The following is a 14,170-nucleotide window of genomic DNA, read 5'->3' as shown; positions in this document are numbered from 1 at the left end:
CCATGACACTGGCGGCCTCCCTGGCTGTGGACCTGCTGCTGGTGTTCACCCCCGGCGCGGACTGGGCCTATGCGATCTCCGCCGGACTGCGGGACCGGTCGGTCGTCCCGGCGGTCGCCGGGCTGATAACCGGATACGCCGGGTACACGCTCCTCGCTGTCGCGGGCCTGGTGGTGATCGTGGCGAGCTCGCCCACCGTGCTCACCGTCCTGACCGTCGCCGGTGCCGGCTACTTGGTCCGGCTGGGCTGGGGCGTGCTGAGGCAGCCGGTGCGCCGGCGGCCTCGGAGGAGGCCATGGGCTCCTCCCGCTTGCAGATCACGCTCAAGGGAGCCGGTATCAGCGGCCTGAACCCCAAGGCGCTGCTGCTGTACTTCTCGTTGTTCCCGCAGTTCATCGACACCGCTCACGGCTGGCCCGTCGCCGCCCAGACCGGACTGTTCGGCACCCTCCACATGACGGCCTGCGCCCTGGTCTACCGTCGGCGCCCTGGCCCGTACGGTCCTCAGGACCAGACCCTCGGCTGCCCGGGCCGTCCCCCGGGCCTCCGGTGCCATGATGATCGTCATCGGCGGGTTCCTGCTGGTGGAACGTCTGGCCGGCTGGCGGACCCGCTTCACCCCGTACGCCATGAAGGAGAGCACATGGGAGACCGGACACAGCAGGAACAGGCGAGCCCCGAGGTCTGCAAGCGCGTCCGGGAGAGCTTCGACCGTCAGGGCCTCATGACCCACCTCGGCGCACGTATAACCCGCATCGGCCCCGGCCGGGTGCACATCGAGCTCCCGGCCCGCCCCGAGGTGACCCAGCAGAACGGCTATGTCCACGCGGGTGCCACCAGCGCCGTCGCGGACAGTGCCGGCGGCTACGCGGCGCTCACCCTGTTCCCCGAGGAGTCCGACGTCCTCACCGTCGAGTACAAGATCAACCTCCTTGCGCCCGCCGTCGGCGACCGCATCGAAGCGATCGGGACCGTCCTGAAGCCCGGACGCACCCTGACCGTATGCCAGTTGGAGGTGTACGGAGTTCGGGACGACGGCGAACGGCAGCTCGTCGCCAACGGGCAGCAGACTTTGTTCCGGGTGAACAGGCCCGCGGAGTGACCCCGCAGCCGTCGCTGCCGGCCTGGACGAGATGGTTGCAGCGAGCTCCTTCCCCCGAGGCCCGCATCGTCCTGTTGCACGGGCAGCAGCCCGGTCATGACCATGCTCGGAAACGGCTCGATCGTCCAGCACGCCGACGCTCACCACATCCCGGTCGCGGCCGGGTCGCTGCGCGTCCGCCGTCCGCGCGGCCGGACGATGTCGGAGCCGCGCCGACACGGGGCGGGAGCGACTCGTGACGGAAGGGCTGTCGCTGAGGTGAGCCCGAACTAGCCCTTGATGAGCGGGTCGTAGGGTTCGTCCTCCTCCGTGAGGACCAGGACGAAGCGACGAACCCAGGTGAGGAACGCGCATCGGCCCGCACGGTGCAGTGCGGGCCGATGCGTTTCGCAGGGCCGTGAAAGCAGGTCCCGCCCTCCGGACAGGTTCTAATCCGCCGAACGGCCTCCTTGCCCGGCCTGCTCGATCTGGTCGGCCGGATACGGTGTCCGCTTGCTCTCGGAGAGCAGGCGGCGGTGGAACCCGTCGAGGACCACGGAGGTCCGGGCATGCCGGTCGGTGATCGCGGCGATCGCGGGCGGTGTCCTCTCGGGCCTTTCGCCCGCGATCCAGTTGTGCAGGAACGACTCGTGGTCCACGTTGCCGCGCAGACCGTCGGGCAGATGGTGGCGGAGCAGATGGCTGGCGATGTAGTGGCGGTCGTACGCGAGATGGTCGGAGAGGAACCCGGCCTCGATCCGCGAGAGTTCGAACTCCGAGCTCAGGGCGAGACCGAAGTCCGCGAAGTAGACCAGTCTGCCGTCGGTCAACACGTTGTCGAAGTGGGCGTCGAAGTGGACGAGCCCTCGGGATCTCATGAAGTCGGCTCCGCGCAGCAGGGTTTCCTCCGCCCACGCGTACCCCGGGCCGTACCCGCCTTCGGCCGCGGCCTCCCTCCGGTCGCCGAGCCACGCGGCGAGCGTCTGCGGCAGGTGTTCCAGGAACACCACGAGACTGGAGGAGGAGCGGCCGATGGCCTCCAGCCGCCCACGCACGGCCGACGAGCCTTCCCAGTACGCGACCGCCCCGTCGACGCCCCCGAACTCGTCGGCGACACCCGGGGGAGGGGAGTCCGGCAGGACTCGCCAGTGAAACATCATCGGAAAGCTTTCGTGCTCGCCGCCGATGACCCAGCCCGTGGTCATCGTGTGCGCGGCCAGCTCGCGCCAGGCCCCGAAGCCGGTTGAACCCGCCCCGTACTGATAGAACGTCGGCAGCCCGAAGACATTGGCCGTCGACCGTACGTTCTCCGGCCGCATCTCGACATCCGTCAGGGGGATCCGTTTGACGAAGACCCGGGTCCCACCGACCTCCAGCTCGGCGGACCGGCCTCCGATGCCGGATCCGAGAGGGGTGGCCGCGGCCACGGCCTCGCCGAGTCGGCGGTCGCTCAGCAACGACAGGTGCGTGGAAACGGATCCGTAGGCGGCCAGACGTGCGGCATGCTGCGGGCCCGAATGATCCATGAACGACTCCTCAATGCCCGACCCGATGCGCAACCGACGATGCCGCTGATCCGTGAGTGGGGCCGATCCTATCGGCGGCGGCCGGCTCACCTGCTCTGGGTCGCCACTGCGATCGGGCAGCCGTTCGTCGGGCGCCTCATAGACTTCGTCGGTGCCGCGGGCCGGATGTTCACAGGGTTGACGCGTCATGACTGCCCACGCCGCCTCGCCCTGACTTCCTTGCGTGGTCGGGTCTACCGGACGCCGGTGAGGATGCTCCGGACGGCGCGAAGGAGATCCGGTTCGGCGGACGGGGAGGCGGCGCGCCAGGCGATGTGTCCGTCGGGGCGGACCAGAACGGCTCCGGCTGCGGACAGGGCGCACAAACGGTTGAAGGATCCGGGGTGTTCCTCGCGCAGCCGGCCGCTGCCGAGTCGGTGGACGGTCATGGGGAAGCCTGCTGCTGCCGCGGCGTCGGCCTGCTGCCGCCAGGCCGGGGTGTCCGCTGCGGTGATGAGGGTGAAGCCGGGGCCGATGAGATCCAGGGTGGAAGTGATCCCGGGCGGTCCGCCGAGCGGTGTGTGCGGGACGCGGCGTCCCGGGGCGCCGTTCGGGTGGTAGCCGGAGATGTCCAGCGGTGGCCGGGTGGGCGCGTCGGGGTCGTCGGGGCCGGGGACGACCGCAGCGGAGCTGTAGGCGGCGGTGAGCAGCAGTTCGTCGTCGATGCGGTAGCCGGCGCGGGCACGGGCGTTCTCGGCGGACAGATCGATGACCTGCCGGGCCACCGGGCGGCGTTCGGCCTGGTAGGTGTCCAACAGTGCCGCGGTGGCGCGGCCGGCCGTGACGGCGGCGAGTTTCCAGGCAAGGTTGTCCACGTCGCCGATCCCCGTGTTCATGCCGTGCCCGCCGGTCGGAGGGATGACGTGGGCGGCGTCTCCGGCCAGCAGGATGCGTCCGCTGCGGTAGGCGGACGCCAGTCGGGCGTCCATGCGCCAGACCATGGTGTCACGGACAGCCACCTCCAGGTCCGGGATGCCGGCCGCGGCCCGGACGAGGTCCTCAAGGTACCGCTGGTCGGTGAGGTCCTCGTCCCCGCGCCGGTGATCGGGGTCGAAGGGGTACTGGTAGATCCAGTGACGGTCGTTGTCCACCGCCATGAAGCCGCCCCGGCCGGGTGGGGCGAGGAAGTAGGAGGCGCTCGCCCGGTCGGCCACCACCTCACCGAGCGGCGCCTCGAAGCGCACACTCAGAAAGTGGCCCAGGCCCGTCGGGCCCTCCATCCCTACGCCCGCACCCGAACGGACCGTACTCGCGGCACCGTCGCAGCCGACGAGCCACCCGGCACGCACCGTGTGCTGCTCGCCGCCGGCGCTGTCCTCCAGTACGGCGCGCACGCCTTCGTCGTCCTCGGTGAAGGACAGCAGACGCACGCCGAACCGGATCCGGTCGGCCGCCGACTCACGGGCCCGCCGCAACAGGACCGGCTCCAGCGCGTCCTGGGAACAGATCACCCCCGGCGAGGGTGTGTTCACGGCGCCGCCCGACGCGTCGTGGGTGACGCCGCTGCGCACGAAGTCCGGGTCGACCAGATCCCTGCCCCGGTAGAAGAAGACCTGGGAGGCCGGAAGTCCGGCGGCGCGGACCGCGCCTTCGAGCCCGCAGCGCCGGAAGATCTCCATCGAGCGGGCGGAGACCCCGCGGGCCTTGGGATGTCGGGAGGTGTCCGGACGGGCTTCGATCAGCAGGTGGTCCACGCCGTACCGCGACAACAGGTTCGACAGGGTCAGACCCCCTGGTCCACCACCCACGATGAGTACGGAAGTAGTCGTCGGAAAATGCATGTGCTCTCCATGGGGCGGTACGCGGCCGATGTCGGAGCGGCCTGCTGCGAGACGGACCGGCCGACTGCTCGGCGTCGTGGATCGGGAGCGGCCGGATCCGGCAACCACCAGCCGTAACGCTCATTTTCTTATTTTGACGTTACCATGGAGGGAGTGTCACCCGCGGAACGAAGCCACCTGGAGAGGGCGAAGCCCATGACCGAGGACCTGGCCGGGGCCAACCCCCGCGGCCTCCACTTCATCGCCGAACTGGCCAACACCGTCCAGGACGACGCCGAAGTGAACGCGGCAGCGCTCCAAGCCCTCCTGGAGCGGCATGGCGGGCCATTGTTCTCTCTCACCGAGGCCGACGCGCGACGGCTGCGCGAAGCGACCGCCCGACTGACCGGCATCCTGGCCATGCACGACGAGGACCGGGCCGCCGAGGCGATCAACGCCCTCCTCGACGAACACCCTGCCCGGCCCCGCTTGGTGCGCCTCCCCGGGCGCCCCTGGTCCCTGCACAACAGGGCGCCCCAGGGCGCCGACCCGGTTCACTGGCTGCTGTCCACCACCGCCCTGGCCCTCGGGCTCTGGCTCAGCGAACGGGGCCGGTGCGCCTGGGGGCAGTGTGCCGCACCCGACTGCGACCACTACTTCATCGACACCGGCCGTCGCACCCCCCAGCGCTACTGCACCCCCCGCTGCGCAACCCGGGTCCGGGTGGCCTCGCACCGAGCCCAGCGGGGCAGGTAGGGCCGCCGTGATCGCGGGCGCCAGCCCTGGGGTCCCGGACACGCCACCGGGCCCCGGTTCGACGAGAGTTCGTCGAACCGAGGCCCGGCTGGAGCGTCGTGGTGAGCGTCAGGCCCCTTCGGTACCGCCGTCGGCGACGGCCCGGTCGATCGCGGCCTTGACCGCGGCGACGATGGTCTCGGAGTCGGCGCCCGTGCCGACGTGACCGGCGAGCGCGGTGATCGCGGCGGTCTGAGCGGCCATCCGCTTGTCCATGGACCGGATACGGGCCTGCATGTCCTTCAGGATGGACTGCGGCTGCCATGTCGGGTTCGTCGCATGGTCCGCCGCGTCCGTCGGGCCGCCGATCGCGTCGGTCTTCCACACGGCGTCGAAGATGTCGCGCTTGGTGATTCCAGCCATGGGGTCCTCCTCGTGGTCGGAGCCGGGGTTCCAGCTCGCGGGGTGCTTGAGTCGCTCGGATATGTCGGCACGGAGCTTGGCCATGGTGAAACCACGGGGGTCGATCTTGTCGTTCGACCACTCCAGGTGCCCGATCACGGACTTCGCCGACCATTTGTGCGCCCGGCACAGCGCTGCCTGGACGCGGACGATCGCGTCGTACTGCGCGGCCGGCCAGGGATCTTTGCCGTCGCCGAGGTTCTCGCACTCCCACCCGTAGAACCGCGCGTTGCCGTCGACCCCGTTGCTGTTGCCGCGAGTGGGCGGAGTCGGCCGCGTGCCGTACGACTCGGCTATGACCTGCTCCAGCACCTTGGGGTCACCACCACCGGCGTGATTCGCGCGGCCCCAGCCGACCATGTGCACCTGACCGTTCTTCGCGATCATCCCGTGGCACAGCGGACCGGGCAGCTCGGGATAGCCGTCGCGGACGATCCGGACCGTCGCTGCGGTGCCCTTGGTCACGGTGTGATGCACGATGCTGCCGTTGACCGGGCCCCAGGGGCCCTTCGAGTTGCGGTTGTGGGTACGCCAGTTGCCGACCTCGACCACGCGCACGCCCTCGGCGCGCAGCGCCTTGAGGACCGCAGAGGCGGACAGAGGAGTAGCCATTCGTTTCCCTTTCAGCCCGAGGTGTACGAGGCGTTGCGGCGGCCCTTGCCGGGGAAACCGTTGTTCGTGCCGCCGTCGATCGACTCGACCGCTTCCACCCACGACTCCGGACTGCGCCGCATGCTGTCCGCCTTCGACACCTTGTACTTCGTACCGTTCGCCGCCTTCCGCCTGCATGAGCGGCGGGTTGCGGTGACGTCCGGTTCATAGGAGTTCCATACCCCTGTGGCGACACCCGGACTCGGCCGAGTGGCCAGCAGTGTGTACGACCTGTCAGCAGTGCAAGCCGATGCGGGCTCCCATCGTTGTCGGCGAGGAGTCGCTGGGGGCGATAGTAGTTGATCTTGTATGTCCGGCGGATGGGCCGTCACCCTTCGGTGTCCAGGGCGTTGATCGTGGCGTAGGAGGCTGCCGTCCGGAGCCGGGGGCGGGTCCGGCATCGTCCCGGGCCCGCCGTTCACTTGTGACGTCCGGTGAATGTCCGGTGGCTGCCGACTGCTCAATCAGTCTCCGGAAGAAGGAAGGCGGACGCGAAATGAATGCTGGTGCAGTCGTCCGGCGAGAGATTCAAGGCCGGATCACCGCCGTACTGGGCGTGCTGGCCCTGTTGGTGAGCGTGGTCATCGTGTCGGCGGCGTCGCCCGCGGGGGCCGTCCCGCAGTGCGACCGCGAGGTCGGAGGTGAGATCGGCCGGACCTACAGCCACATGGGCGGTCCCGGTGGGGCTCTCGGGTGCTCCCTCACCGACGAGTTGGTGAACCCCGACGGGGTGGGCCGGCGCATGCAGTTCGAGCACGGGACGATCTACTGGTCTCCGCGCAGCGGAGCCTTCCCGGTCTGGGGAGAGATCGGTGTCTGGTGGTGCGACGAGGGCTGCGAGGCGGGCTGGCCGCGCTACCCCACCTCCTACGAGTACACGGTGGGCGACGAGATCCGTCAGAACTTCGAGTGCGCGGTGGTTCACTTCAAGGCTCTTCCCGGAGGGGCGACGAAGACGTGGTCGGACGGCAACACCTGCGTCTGACACCGCGGATCCGGCGGTCGCGGGCCGTCGGGGCGCCACAACTGCCCCGGGCCGCGACGCCGCCCGCACGGCTCGGCCGGGACGCGGCCGGGCCGTGCGGGGCCGGGGCGCTCCCGTCGGACACCCGATGAGGCCCTTCACGTCGCCGGCCGCCATGAGGCGGAGACCACGGCGGTGTTCGCACCGACGATCACGGCGATGGCGAGCCAGGAAAGCGCGTCGAGCCGTTGCCCGAGGACGGCGATACCGGCCAGGGCCGCGAAGACCGGGTTCACGCTCATGAACACACCGAAGAAGTGCGCCGGAACGCGGCGCAGGGCCAGCAGGTCGGCCAGGGACGGCACTGCGGAGGAGAGCACCCCGGCCGCCAGCGCACAGCTCAGCGCCGCGGCCGTGGGCGGGTGGTGCCACAGCACCCACGCGCCGACCGGCAGGTACAGGGTGCCGGACACCGCCGCCGCGGCGGCCGAGCCACCAGGCCGGGCAGCCGGGCCCCGACAGTCCGGTTGAGCAGGATGTAGCACGCCCAGCACGTCGCGGCCAGCAGAGCCAGGCCGATGCCCGGACAGTCGGTGGACGGCGCGGGACGCGTGAGCACCGCCACCGCACCCGCAGCCGCCACCGCGGCAACCAGGTCGATACGGCGCCGCGAACCTGCCAGGGCCACGGTCAGCGGGCCCAGGAACTCCAGCGTGACGGCCAGCCCGAGCCCGATCCGCTCGATCGCCGTGTACAGGGACAGGTTCATCCCCGCGAACACCAGCGCGAGGCCCAGCACAGGACGCCACTGTGCCGCGGTCAACCGCCGCAGCCGCGGCCGGCCGACGGTTCCGAGCACGACGGCGGCCACCCACTGGCGGACCGCCACGACCCCGACGGGCCCGATCACCGGGAACGCCAGCGCCGCGATCGAGGCCCCCGTCTGGTTGGCCAGGCCACTGCCCAGCATCAGTGCCACCCCGGCCCCGCGCCCCTCGCCCGGGGAAGTGAGATCCCCGCCCGCACCCTGGCCATCGACCGCCTAACCGGCACCACCGCCTTGGACCTCTGGCCCGAGGAGGACCGGCCCGCCGTCGAGTACACCCACGACATCGACGACTGGCTGGCCGCGATCACCACCGGCCGCTGCATCGGACTGACCCCCGGGCCACCGCCGCCCAGTACCGTCGCGACGGCATCACCTACCGCCCTCTCCGTGGCGCCGAGCCGGTACCCGTCCGTCTCATCTGGCGCGCCCACACCACCCACCCCGCAACTTACGCAGTGATCGCCCTTGCTGCGAGTCTCTACCGCGAGGGCCGAAGAGCCCCGCGCTCGCGCGCATGCACTCCCAGGAGCGTACGATCGTACGCTTCAGCGTACGCATGCCGACGGACTACTTCGCTGACGATTCGCGCACCAACCTGGAGCGGATGCTCGCGGGCGACCTCTACATCGCCGATGACCCGGAGATCGCCCGGCGCCAGCGGCAGGCGATGCAGCTCACCTTCCGCTACCAGACGGCCTACATCGAGGACGCCGAAACGGCCCGGCCGCTCCTCGCCGAGCTGCTCGGCTCCGTGGGGGACGGCGTCGACGTGCGGCCACCGCTCTTTGTCGACTACGGCAGCAACATCACCATCGGGTCCGAAACCTTCATCAACTTCAACCTGACCGCCCTGGACGTCGCGCAGATCGTCATCGGCGAGCACTGCCAGATCGGCCCGAACGTCCAGTTGCTCACGCCCACCCATCCCGTGGAGCCGCAGCCGCGCCGGGACAAGCTGGAGGCGGCGCTCCCCATCATCGGTGACAACGTCTGGCTCGGCGGCGGCGTCATCGTGTGCCCGGGGGTGACGATCGGCGACAACTCGGTGATCGGTGCCGGCGCGGTGGTCGTCAAGGACATCCCTGCGAACGCCGTCGCCGTCGGCAACCCCGCCCGCGTCGTCCGCGAACTCTGACGGCGCTCGCATGGCCACCGGACGTACCGACCCGCAGCGACGCGAACGGATTCTCGCCGCCACGCTCGACCTCATCGCCGACGAAGGCGTCGCAGGAGTCTCCCACCGCAAGATCGCCGTGCGCGCGGGTGTGCCGCTCGGCTCGATGACGTACCACTTCTCCGGCATCGACGAGCTGCTGCGCGAGGCCTTCACCGGGTTCGTCGACCAGATCGTGGCCGCTTTCGACGTCCGTCTCGGCCAAGCCGACAGCCTCGAAGAAGCCCGTGAAGCCGTCACCGACGTCATCCATACGCTCTCCGAGGGACCCCGCCGCGACCTCATCCTCACCCAGGAGCTCTATACCCTCGCCGCCCGTCGCCCGGAGTACCGGCAGCTGTGCCAGACGTGGATGCGGCGAAGCCGTGGCATCCTCGAACGGCACTTCGACGCCGTCACCGCGCGCCAAGTCGACGCGCTGATCGAGGGGTTGACCCTGCATCGAGCCCTCGACGACACCCCCCTCGATCGCGAGCTGACGCGCCTGGCCGTCACCCGTATCACCACAGCGGCGTAGCCGCCCTTCGACTGCTAGGGATGAGGGCGGGCAGCGCCGGGCTCGGTGGATCCGCGTCGGTGTGAGCCGATGAGCGGTCCCAGCATGCCGACCCCCGCCACGACGGCTGCGAGATGCAACACCGCGGCAACCGCGAGGCTTTCCGGCAGGGTGGTGTCGGCAGGGTGAGCGAGGGCGACGAACAGGGTGAGGGGCAGCTTCCAGGCGCTCCACGCGAAGAGCGAGCCCGACCCGAGCCAGACGAGTGCCGACAGGATTCGTCTGCACACGGGGGCAGAATGCTTGCGGCCGAGCATCCGGAGAGCGGCGGCACCGGCGAGCGCCCAGAGCGCTCCCAGTCCCGTCAGCAGATGCCAATCGATGTCCCGTTCGGACGGGTTCGAGAGTCCGGCGGTGCCACCGACTGCCCAGTACAGCCGGACAAGGCCGACGACCGCCGCGACGACGGCCGCCCATGGTGCGGCGGTTGCTTCGCCACCCCCGGTCCGTCCCGTGAAGGCATCCGGCCGACGCCGCCGCAGGTAGGCGGGGAGCGCGAGTGCCAGGCCCAACCCCGTCCCGATGAAGCCGAACTGGACCAGCGCACTCTCCCAGCCGGGCATGGCAGGGTCGTCGCCCCCGCCGCCGGCCGCGCCCCCTTGCCCGGCATCGAGCACCGTGCTGAGCACGGCGTACGGCAGGACCGAGACGAGGAACCCTGCCCCCGTCCATGTACAGAAGGCCACCAACCACCCCGGAATCCGCATGCCCCAGGGACGCACCAGGGCGAGCGACATCGCGATCCCGACCCCCGCCATGCCGATGGTCACCGCATTGAGCAGTACCCAACCGGCCAGACCGAATCCCTTCCCGACCGGCGCGAGGCCGAGCAGCGAGCCGACGACCCACGACACCTTGATCAGCAAATAGGGCGTCAGCGCGAGCGCTGCTCCGTACCCTCCGTATCGCCCGACCCTGTCCCGGCGCGTCACTTGGATGTCCCCTCTTCGGCAGCGACCCCAGCATGGGACGTCGACCCGCCCGGGTGCGTCGGCCACCGGGAGCGTCCACCTCCGCCGCGCGGCGGAGCCGAGTCTCGTCATCCAGGCGGACGCGCCCGCAGACCCGCTCTCTTCTCCGCGGGGGTAAATGATGTGCTGGGCACGGTCGTTGCGGAGAGACCGCATTGCCGTGGATGTGGATACGGGACGTGCGGATCGACAACTCCGCCTGATCGCCGAGCCGGTGGAGATTTCCGGGGCCCTTGGAGCCCCGGTGGGGCTTCGCGGTGGGCGGGCGACGAACCAAGGATGCCGCGGACATTGCCCGCCTGGAGGCGGCGCTCCGCACACGGGGCAAGTGCTCCGAGTGAGGCTCGCACTCCTTGTGTCGTCCCGCGGATCCGGGCTCAGCAGTGGCGGGTCGCACCTGCCGCTGCCGAACGCGAAGGTCAAGCGTCGACAATCCCGATGCGGGAGGACGGCCGTTGCTGGGACACTCTCAGCATGCCGATTGCCGAAGCCTCGCCCGGAGTGTTTATCGAGTACGAGACGTTCGGTGATCCGTCTGATCCGGCTGTCCTGCTCGTGACGGGTTTCGGCGCTCAGCTGATCGCCTGGCACGAGGACTTCTGCCGTGCACTCGCAGAACGTGGACGCCATGTGATCCGGTACGACAACCGCGACTGCGGGCTGTCCACCAAATTTGACGATCACCCCGTCGACGTGGACCGGTTCACCAGCGCCGTGAGTTCGGGGGACATCTCGTCCGCCCTCGCGATGGCGCCCTACACCCTGCAGGACATGGCCGACGACGGCCTCGGTCTGCTCACCGCGCTCGGGATCGAACGGGCCCACGTGGTCGGGTCCTCGATGGGTGGCGTGATCGCTCAGACGATGGCCATCAGCCATCCGGCTCGTGTACTGACCCTGACGTCGATGATGTCCTCGACCGGTGAGCCGGAATACGGCCGGAGCAGCCCCGAGGCCCAAGCAGTGCTCCTCAGCCCGAAGCCGGCGGATCGCGAGGGGTACATCGCAGCAGCGGAAAAGGACCTGGTGTGGGGCTCGAAGCGGTACGGCAGTGCGGCGCTCCTTCGTGGGCTGGCTGCCGAGAGTTACGACCGTGCCTACTACCCGGCCGGAAGCGGGCGGCAGCTCGCAGCGGTGATCCTCAGCGGCTCGCGCGCCGACGCGCTTCGCGAGCTGCGCGTTCCGACGCTGGTGATTCATGGTCTGGACGACATCCTGACCGACCCCAGTGGTGGGAGGCGTACCGCCCAACTCGTACCCGGAGCGAAGCTCTTGCTGATCGCCGACATGGGGCACGACCGCCCCCGCGAAGTGTGGGGCGAGATCATCGACGCTTTGGTCTCGCACACCGGCTGATGCGGCCGGGCCCCCGAGGGGTTCGGCCGCGAGCCGGTCGACCAACCCTCCTTGATGTGAAGTCGACTTGAGGCTCTGCGTTGATCGCGTTCTGTGGATCGTTGTCGTTCACGGGAGGTGCATGAACGTGACGTTGAAGGGAGTACTCACGGGAAGAGCCGGCGGCCCAGCTGGTCGGTGCGTGGACCGGTGAGGCGTGCCGCCTGGTCGTCGGTGCCTTGCCGCGCGCAGTTGGCGGTCGAGGATCTCACACAGCCTCATGGTGGACGCTGAACCACATCGCCGGTGACCCGGGGAGGATCAACGTCCTGCGTCGCATGGCTGTCGGCCTCGGCGGCGACGGCGACCTGCCCGGCTGGGCCGGGGCAACGGGACCGGAGTGCGCAGGCGGGAGCATCCCGGCGTGGCCCGGCGCGGCCTCGCGTGATCGCGGCGTCGCAGCAGTCCCGAACGTCCCCGGCCCGAATGAGCCGCTGGCCGGTGGCGCGGCGTCCCCGTCGATCCGGCCCCCGCAGGCCGACGCTGCGGCCTGCGGGGGCCGGATCGATCAGGACGGGAGGGGCTCACCCGGTTCGCGCCGGGGATGCGTGTCCCTCCTGGTGCCACACGATTCAGACCAGTTCGGGTTGCGGCTCAGGCTGCTGCGCCGGTGCGTCCTTCGGTTCCCACCGCCTGGTGGTGCGTACGTAGCCGTAGATCACCGAGACCATCGCCAGAATGACCAGTGGTCCGAACACCCACGGATATTCGGCCATCTGCACCGACAGATAGCGGTAGGACACCAGGAGTGCGGCGAAGACCACTGTGCCGTAGGCGACCAGCTGGATTCCTGCCCGGTCCCAGTCGCGATCGAACGAGCGCAGTGCCGTCTCGATCGTGAGCGTGAACACCACTCCGGCGACGATGTCCGCGCCGTAGTGGTAGCCGAAGCCCAGCGTCGCGGCGAGTGTGGCGATCAGCCAGAACGCGCCGGCGATTTGCAGGAACCGCGGCCCCTTGCGGGAATGGATGAAGATCGCGGTGGCCCATGCGGTGTGCAGGCTGGGCATGCAGTTGCGCGGGGTGATCTCGTCGAACGGCATGTGGTGCGGGGTGCCGATCGGCGGCGGCGTGTTCGGCCACAGGTCGGCCACCGCCCAATGCCCGCCGTCGGCGCCGTAGGCGAAGATCGGCCCGACCACCGGGAAGATCATGTAGATGCCCGGCCCGAGCAGGCCGATGACCAGGAAGGTGCGCACCAGGTGATGGCCCGGGAAGCGGCGCTCCACCGCCACCTTGCGCAGCTGGTAGACCGTGACGACGACCGCGGCCACCGCGAGCTGGGCGTAGACGTAGTCGAGGAGATGGGCGCCGATCGGACCGGTGGAATTGACGAGCCGGCCCACCAGCCACGACGGATTGCCCAGCGCGTGATCGGCGGTCGCCACGTACTGGTCGAGCACCTGGGTGCGGGTCTTCGATGTGATGAGGAGCCAGGTGTCGCCGGTCTTGCGGCCGGCCACCAGCAGCAGGCCCAGGCCGACACCCTTCAGGAGCAGGAGGCGCTCCGAGCCCGTGCGGCGCGTGACGGCGATGACGGCACAGCCCAGAATCACCCACAGCGCACCGTTGCCGAAGGGGTGGCCTTCGGTCACCCGGGTGTCAGTCGCCCATCGCACCAGAAAGATGACGAGGTCGATGCCGATCGCGACACCGGTCGCGATGAACCGTTGCCGCCAGGTGAGCACCACCATCGTCAGGCCCATGCTGGCGTACAGCAGGAAACCCGATTTGGGGGCGACTATCACCTCTTGTGCCTGGGTGGTCATCGGCCCCGGTAGGCCGTAGTGACGCGCGGCGATTTCCAGTGCGACCAGGAATCCGAGGGTCACCACCGCCGCCGCGGTCCACAGTATCGCCCGTGGTTGACGCCACGCGGCGAAGATGGTTTTGCGGTCTATTCGCGAAAACACCCGCGATGCTCTAGGTATCAATTGTCTGGCCGATTTGTTAGATGTTGGCTGAATGGGTCACTCTTCGTGCCGGATCGCATGGATTTCCGGTGAATGACGGGCGATTAGGGTGCT

11 protein-coding genes and 3 pseudogenes are annotated in these 14,170 nt (G+C 69.6%); 8 read left to right on the top strand and 6 right to left on the bottom strand.

Going from position 1 to position 14,170, the window contains the following annotated elements; all coding sequences use genetic code 11:
• Window positions 1-2 precede the first annotated feature (2 nt).
• A pseudogene (locus tag IE107_RS20745) lies at window positions 3-599 on the top strand (LysE family translocator); the annotation flags it as partial.
• 44 nt (window positions 600-643) lie between these two features.
• Window positions 644-1,102: a PaaI family thioesterase gene (locus tag IE107_RS20740; RefSeq protein WP_189545324.1), complete on the top strand. Its 459-nt coding sequence runs from the start codon at window positions 644-646 to the stop codon at window positions 1,100-1,102.
• A 428-nt stretch (window positions 1,103-1,530) separates the two neighbouring features.
• On the opposite strand, the gene IE107_RS20735 is transcribed toward IE107_RS20740, so the two are convergent.
• Together IE107_RS20735 and IE107_RS20730 are read right to left on the bottom strand one after the other, a co-directional pair.
• Window positions 1,531-2,607, bottom strand: coding sequence for a protein kinase family protein (locus tag IE107_RS20735; protein WP_189545323.1), 1,077 nt, complete (start codon window positions 2,605-2,607; stop codon window positions 1,531-1,533).
• A gap of 233 nt (window positions 2,608-2,840) precedes the next feature.
• Window positions 2,841-4,427, bottom strand: coding sequence for an FAD-dependent monooxygenase (locus IE107_RS20730; protein ID WP_189545322.1), 1,587 nt, complete (start codon window positions 4,425-4,427; stop codon window positions 2,841-2,843).
• Between the two features lie 195 nt (window positions 4,428-4,622).
• Between IE107_RS20730 and IE107_RS20725 the strand changes: the two genes are divergently transcribed.
• Window positions 4,623-5,162, top strand: a complete 540-nt coding sequence (locus tag IE107_RS20725; protein WP_189545321.1) for a CGNR zinc finger domain-containing protein — start codon at window positions 4,623-4,625, stop codon at window positions 5,160-5,162.
• A gap of 108 nt (window positions 5,163-5,270) precedes the next feature.
• Here the strand turns inward: IE107_RS20725 and IE107_RS20720 are convergent, their stop codons facing one another.
• Complete coding sequence (locus IE107_RS20720; RefSeq protein WP_189545320.1) at window positions 5,271-6,215, bottom strand: N-acetylmuramoyl-L-alanine amidase; 945 nt, start codon at window positions 6,213-6,215, stop codon at window positions 5,271-5,273.
• 535 nt (window positions 6,216-6,750) lie between these two features.
• On the opposite strand from IE107_RS20720, the gene IE107_RS20715 reads away from it, so the two are divergent.
• Window positions 6,751-7,239 carry an LGFP repeat-containing protein gene (locus IE107_RS20715; protein ID WP_229867129.1) on the top strand — a complete coding sequence of 163 codons (489 nt, stop codon included), beginning with the start codon at window positions 6,751-6,753 and terminating at the stop codon, window positions 7,237-7,239.
• A gap of 137 nt (window positions 7,240-7,376) precedes the next feature.
• Here the strand turns inward: IE107_RS20715 and IE107_RS20710 are convergent.
• A pseudogene (locus IE107_RS20710) lies at window positions 7,377-8,188 on the bottom strand (EamA family transporter).
• A 39-nt stretch (window positions 8,189-8,227) separates the two neighbouring features.
• Here IE107_RS20710 and IE107_RS35125 point away from each other — a divergent pair.
• The 3 genes and pseudogenes from IE107_RS35125 to IE107_RS20700 all read left to right on the top strand — a co-directional run.
• Window positions 8,228-8,541: pseudogene (locus tag IE107_RS35125) on the top strand (LysR family transcriptional regulator); the annotation flags it as partial.
• Between the two features lie 62 nt (window positions 8,542-8,603).
• Window positions 8,604-9,182 carry a sugar O-acetyltransferase gene (locus IE107_RS20705; protein WP_189545318.1) on the top strand — a complete coding sequence of 193 codons (579 nt, stop codon included), beginning with the start codon at window positions 8,604-8,606 and terminating at the stop codon, window positions 9,180-9,182.
• Between the two features lie 10 nt (window positions 9,183-9,192).
• Complete coding sequence (locus IE107_RS20700) at window positions 9,193-9,738, top strand: TetR/AcrR family transcriptional regulator (protein WP_189545317.1); 546 nt, start codon at window positions 9,193-9,195, stop codon at window positions 9,736-9,738.
• Window positions 9,739-9,752: 14 nt separating this feature from the next.
• Here IE107_RS20700 and IE107_RS20695 read toward each other — a convergent pair whose 3' ends face one another.
• Entirely contained in the window at window positions 9,753-10,709 is a 957-nt protein-coding gene (locus tag IE107_RS20695; RefSeq protein WP_189545316.1) for a hypothetical protein, read from the bottom strand.
• A gap of 513 nt (window positions 10,710-11,222) precedes the next feature.
• Here IE107_RS20695 and IE107_RS20690 point away from each other — a divergent pair.
• Entirely contained in the window at window positions 11,223-12,104 is an 882-nt protein-coding gene (locus IE107_RS20690) for an alpha/beta fold hydrolase (RefSeq protein WP_189545395.1), read from the top strand.
• A gap of 611 nt (window positions 12,105-12,715) precedes the next feature.
• Here IE107_RS20690 and IE107_RS20685 read toward each other — a convergent pair.
• On the bottom strand, window positions 12,716-13,978 hold the full coding sequence (locus IE107_RS20685; RefSeq protein ID WP_189545315.1) for a phosphatase PAP2 family protein: 1,263 nt from the start codon (window positions 13,976-13,978) through the stop codon (window positions 12,716-12,718).
• Between the last annotated feature and the right edge of the window lie 192 nt (window positions 13,979-14,170).

Origin of the sequence: Streptomyces gelaticus (genome assembly GCF_014649535.1) — a bacterium.
Classification (GTDB): domain Bacteria; phylum Actinomycetota; class Actinomycetes; order Streptomycetales; family Streptomycetaceae; genus Streptomyces; species Streptomyces gelaticus.
Note: the sequence above shows the minus strand (reverse complement) of the source record. Positions and strands in the feature narration are given on the sequence as shown.

What these genes read in the sequence shown, in the direction of transcription:
- IE107_RS20740 (WP_189545324.1), top strand. Translation starts at nt 644, where the DNA reads ATGGGAGACCGGACACAGCAGGAACAGGCGAGCCCCGAGGTCTGCAAG.
- IE107_RS20735 (WP_189545323.1), bottom strand. Translation starts at nt 2,607, where the DNA reads ATGGATCATTCGGGCCCGCAGCATGCCGCACGTCTGGCCGCCTACGGA.
- IE107_RS20730 (WP_189545322.1), bottom strand. Translation starts at nt 4,427, where the DNA reads ATGCATTTTCCGACGACTACTTCCGTACTCATCGTGGGTGGTGGACCA.
- IE107_RS20725 (WP_189545321.1), top strand. Translation starts at nt 4,623, where the DNA reads ATGACCGAGGACCTGGCCGGGGCCAACCCCCGCGGCCTCCACTTCATC.
- IE107_RS20720 (WP_189545320.1), bottom strand. Translation starts at nt 6,215, where the DNA reads ATGGCTACTCCTCTGTCCGCCTCTGCGGTCCTCAAGGCGCTGCGCGCC.
- IE107_RS20715 (WP_229867129.1), top strand. Translation starts at nt 6,751, where the DNA reads ATGAATGCTGGTGCAGTCGTCCGGCGAGAGATTCAAGGCCGGATCACC.
- IE107_RS20705 (WP_189545318.1), top strand. Translation starts at nt 8,604, where the DNA reads ATGCCGACGGACTACTTCGCTGACGATTCGCGCACCAACCTGGAGCGG.
- IE107_RS20700 (WP_189545317.1), top strand. Translation starts at nt 9,193, where the DNA reads ATGGCCACCGGACGTACCGACCCGCAGCGACGCGAACGGATTCTCGCC.
- IE107_RS20690 (WP_189545395.1), top strand. Translation starts at nt 11,223, where the DNA reads ATGCCGATTGCCGAAGCCTCGCCCGGAGTGTTTATCGAGTACGAGACG.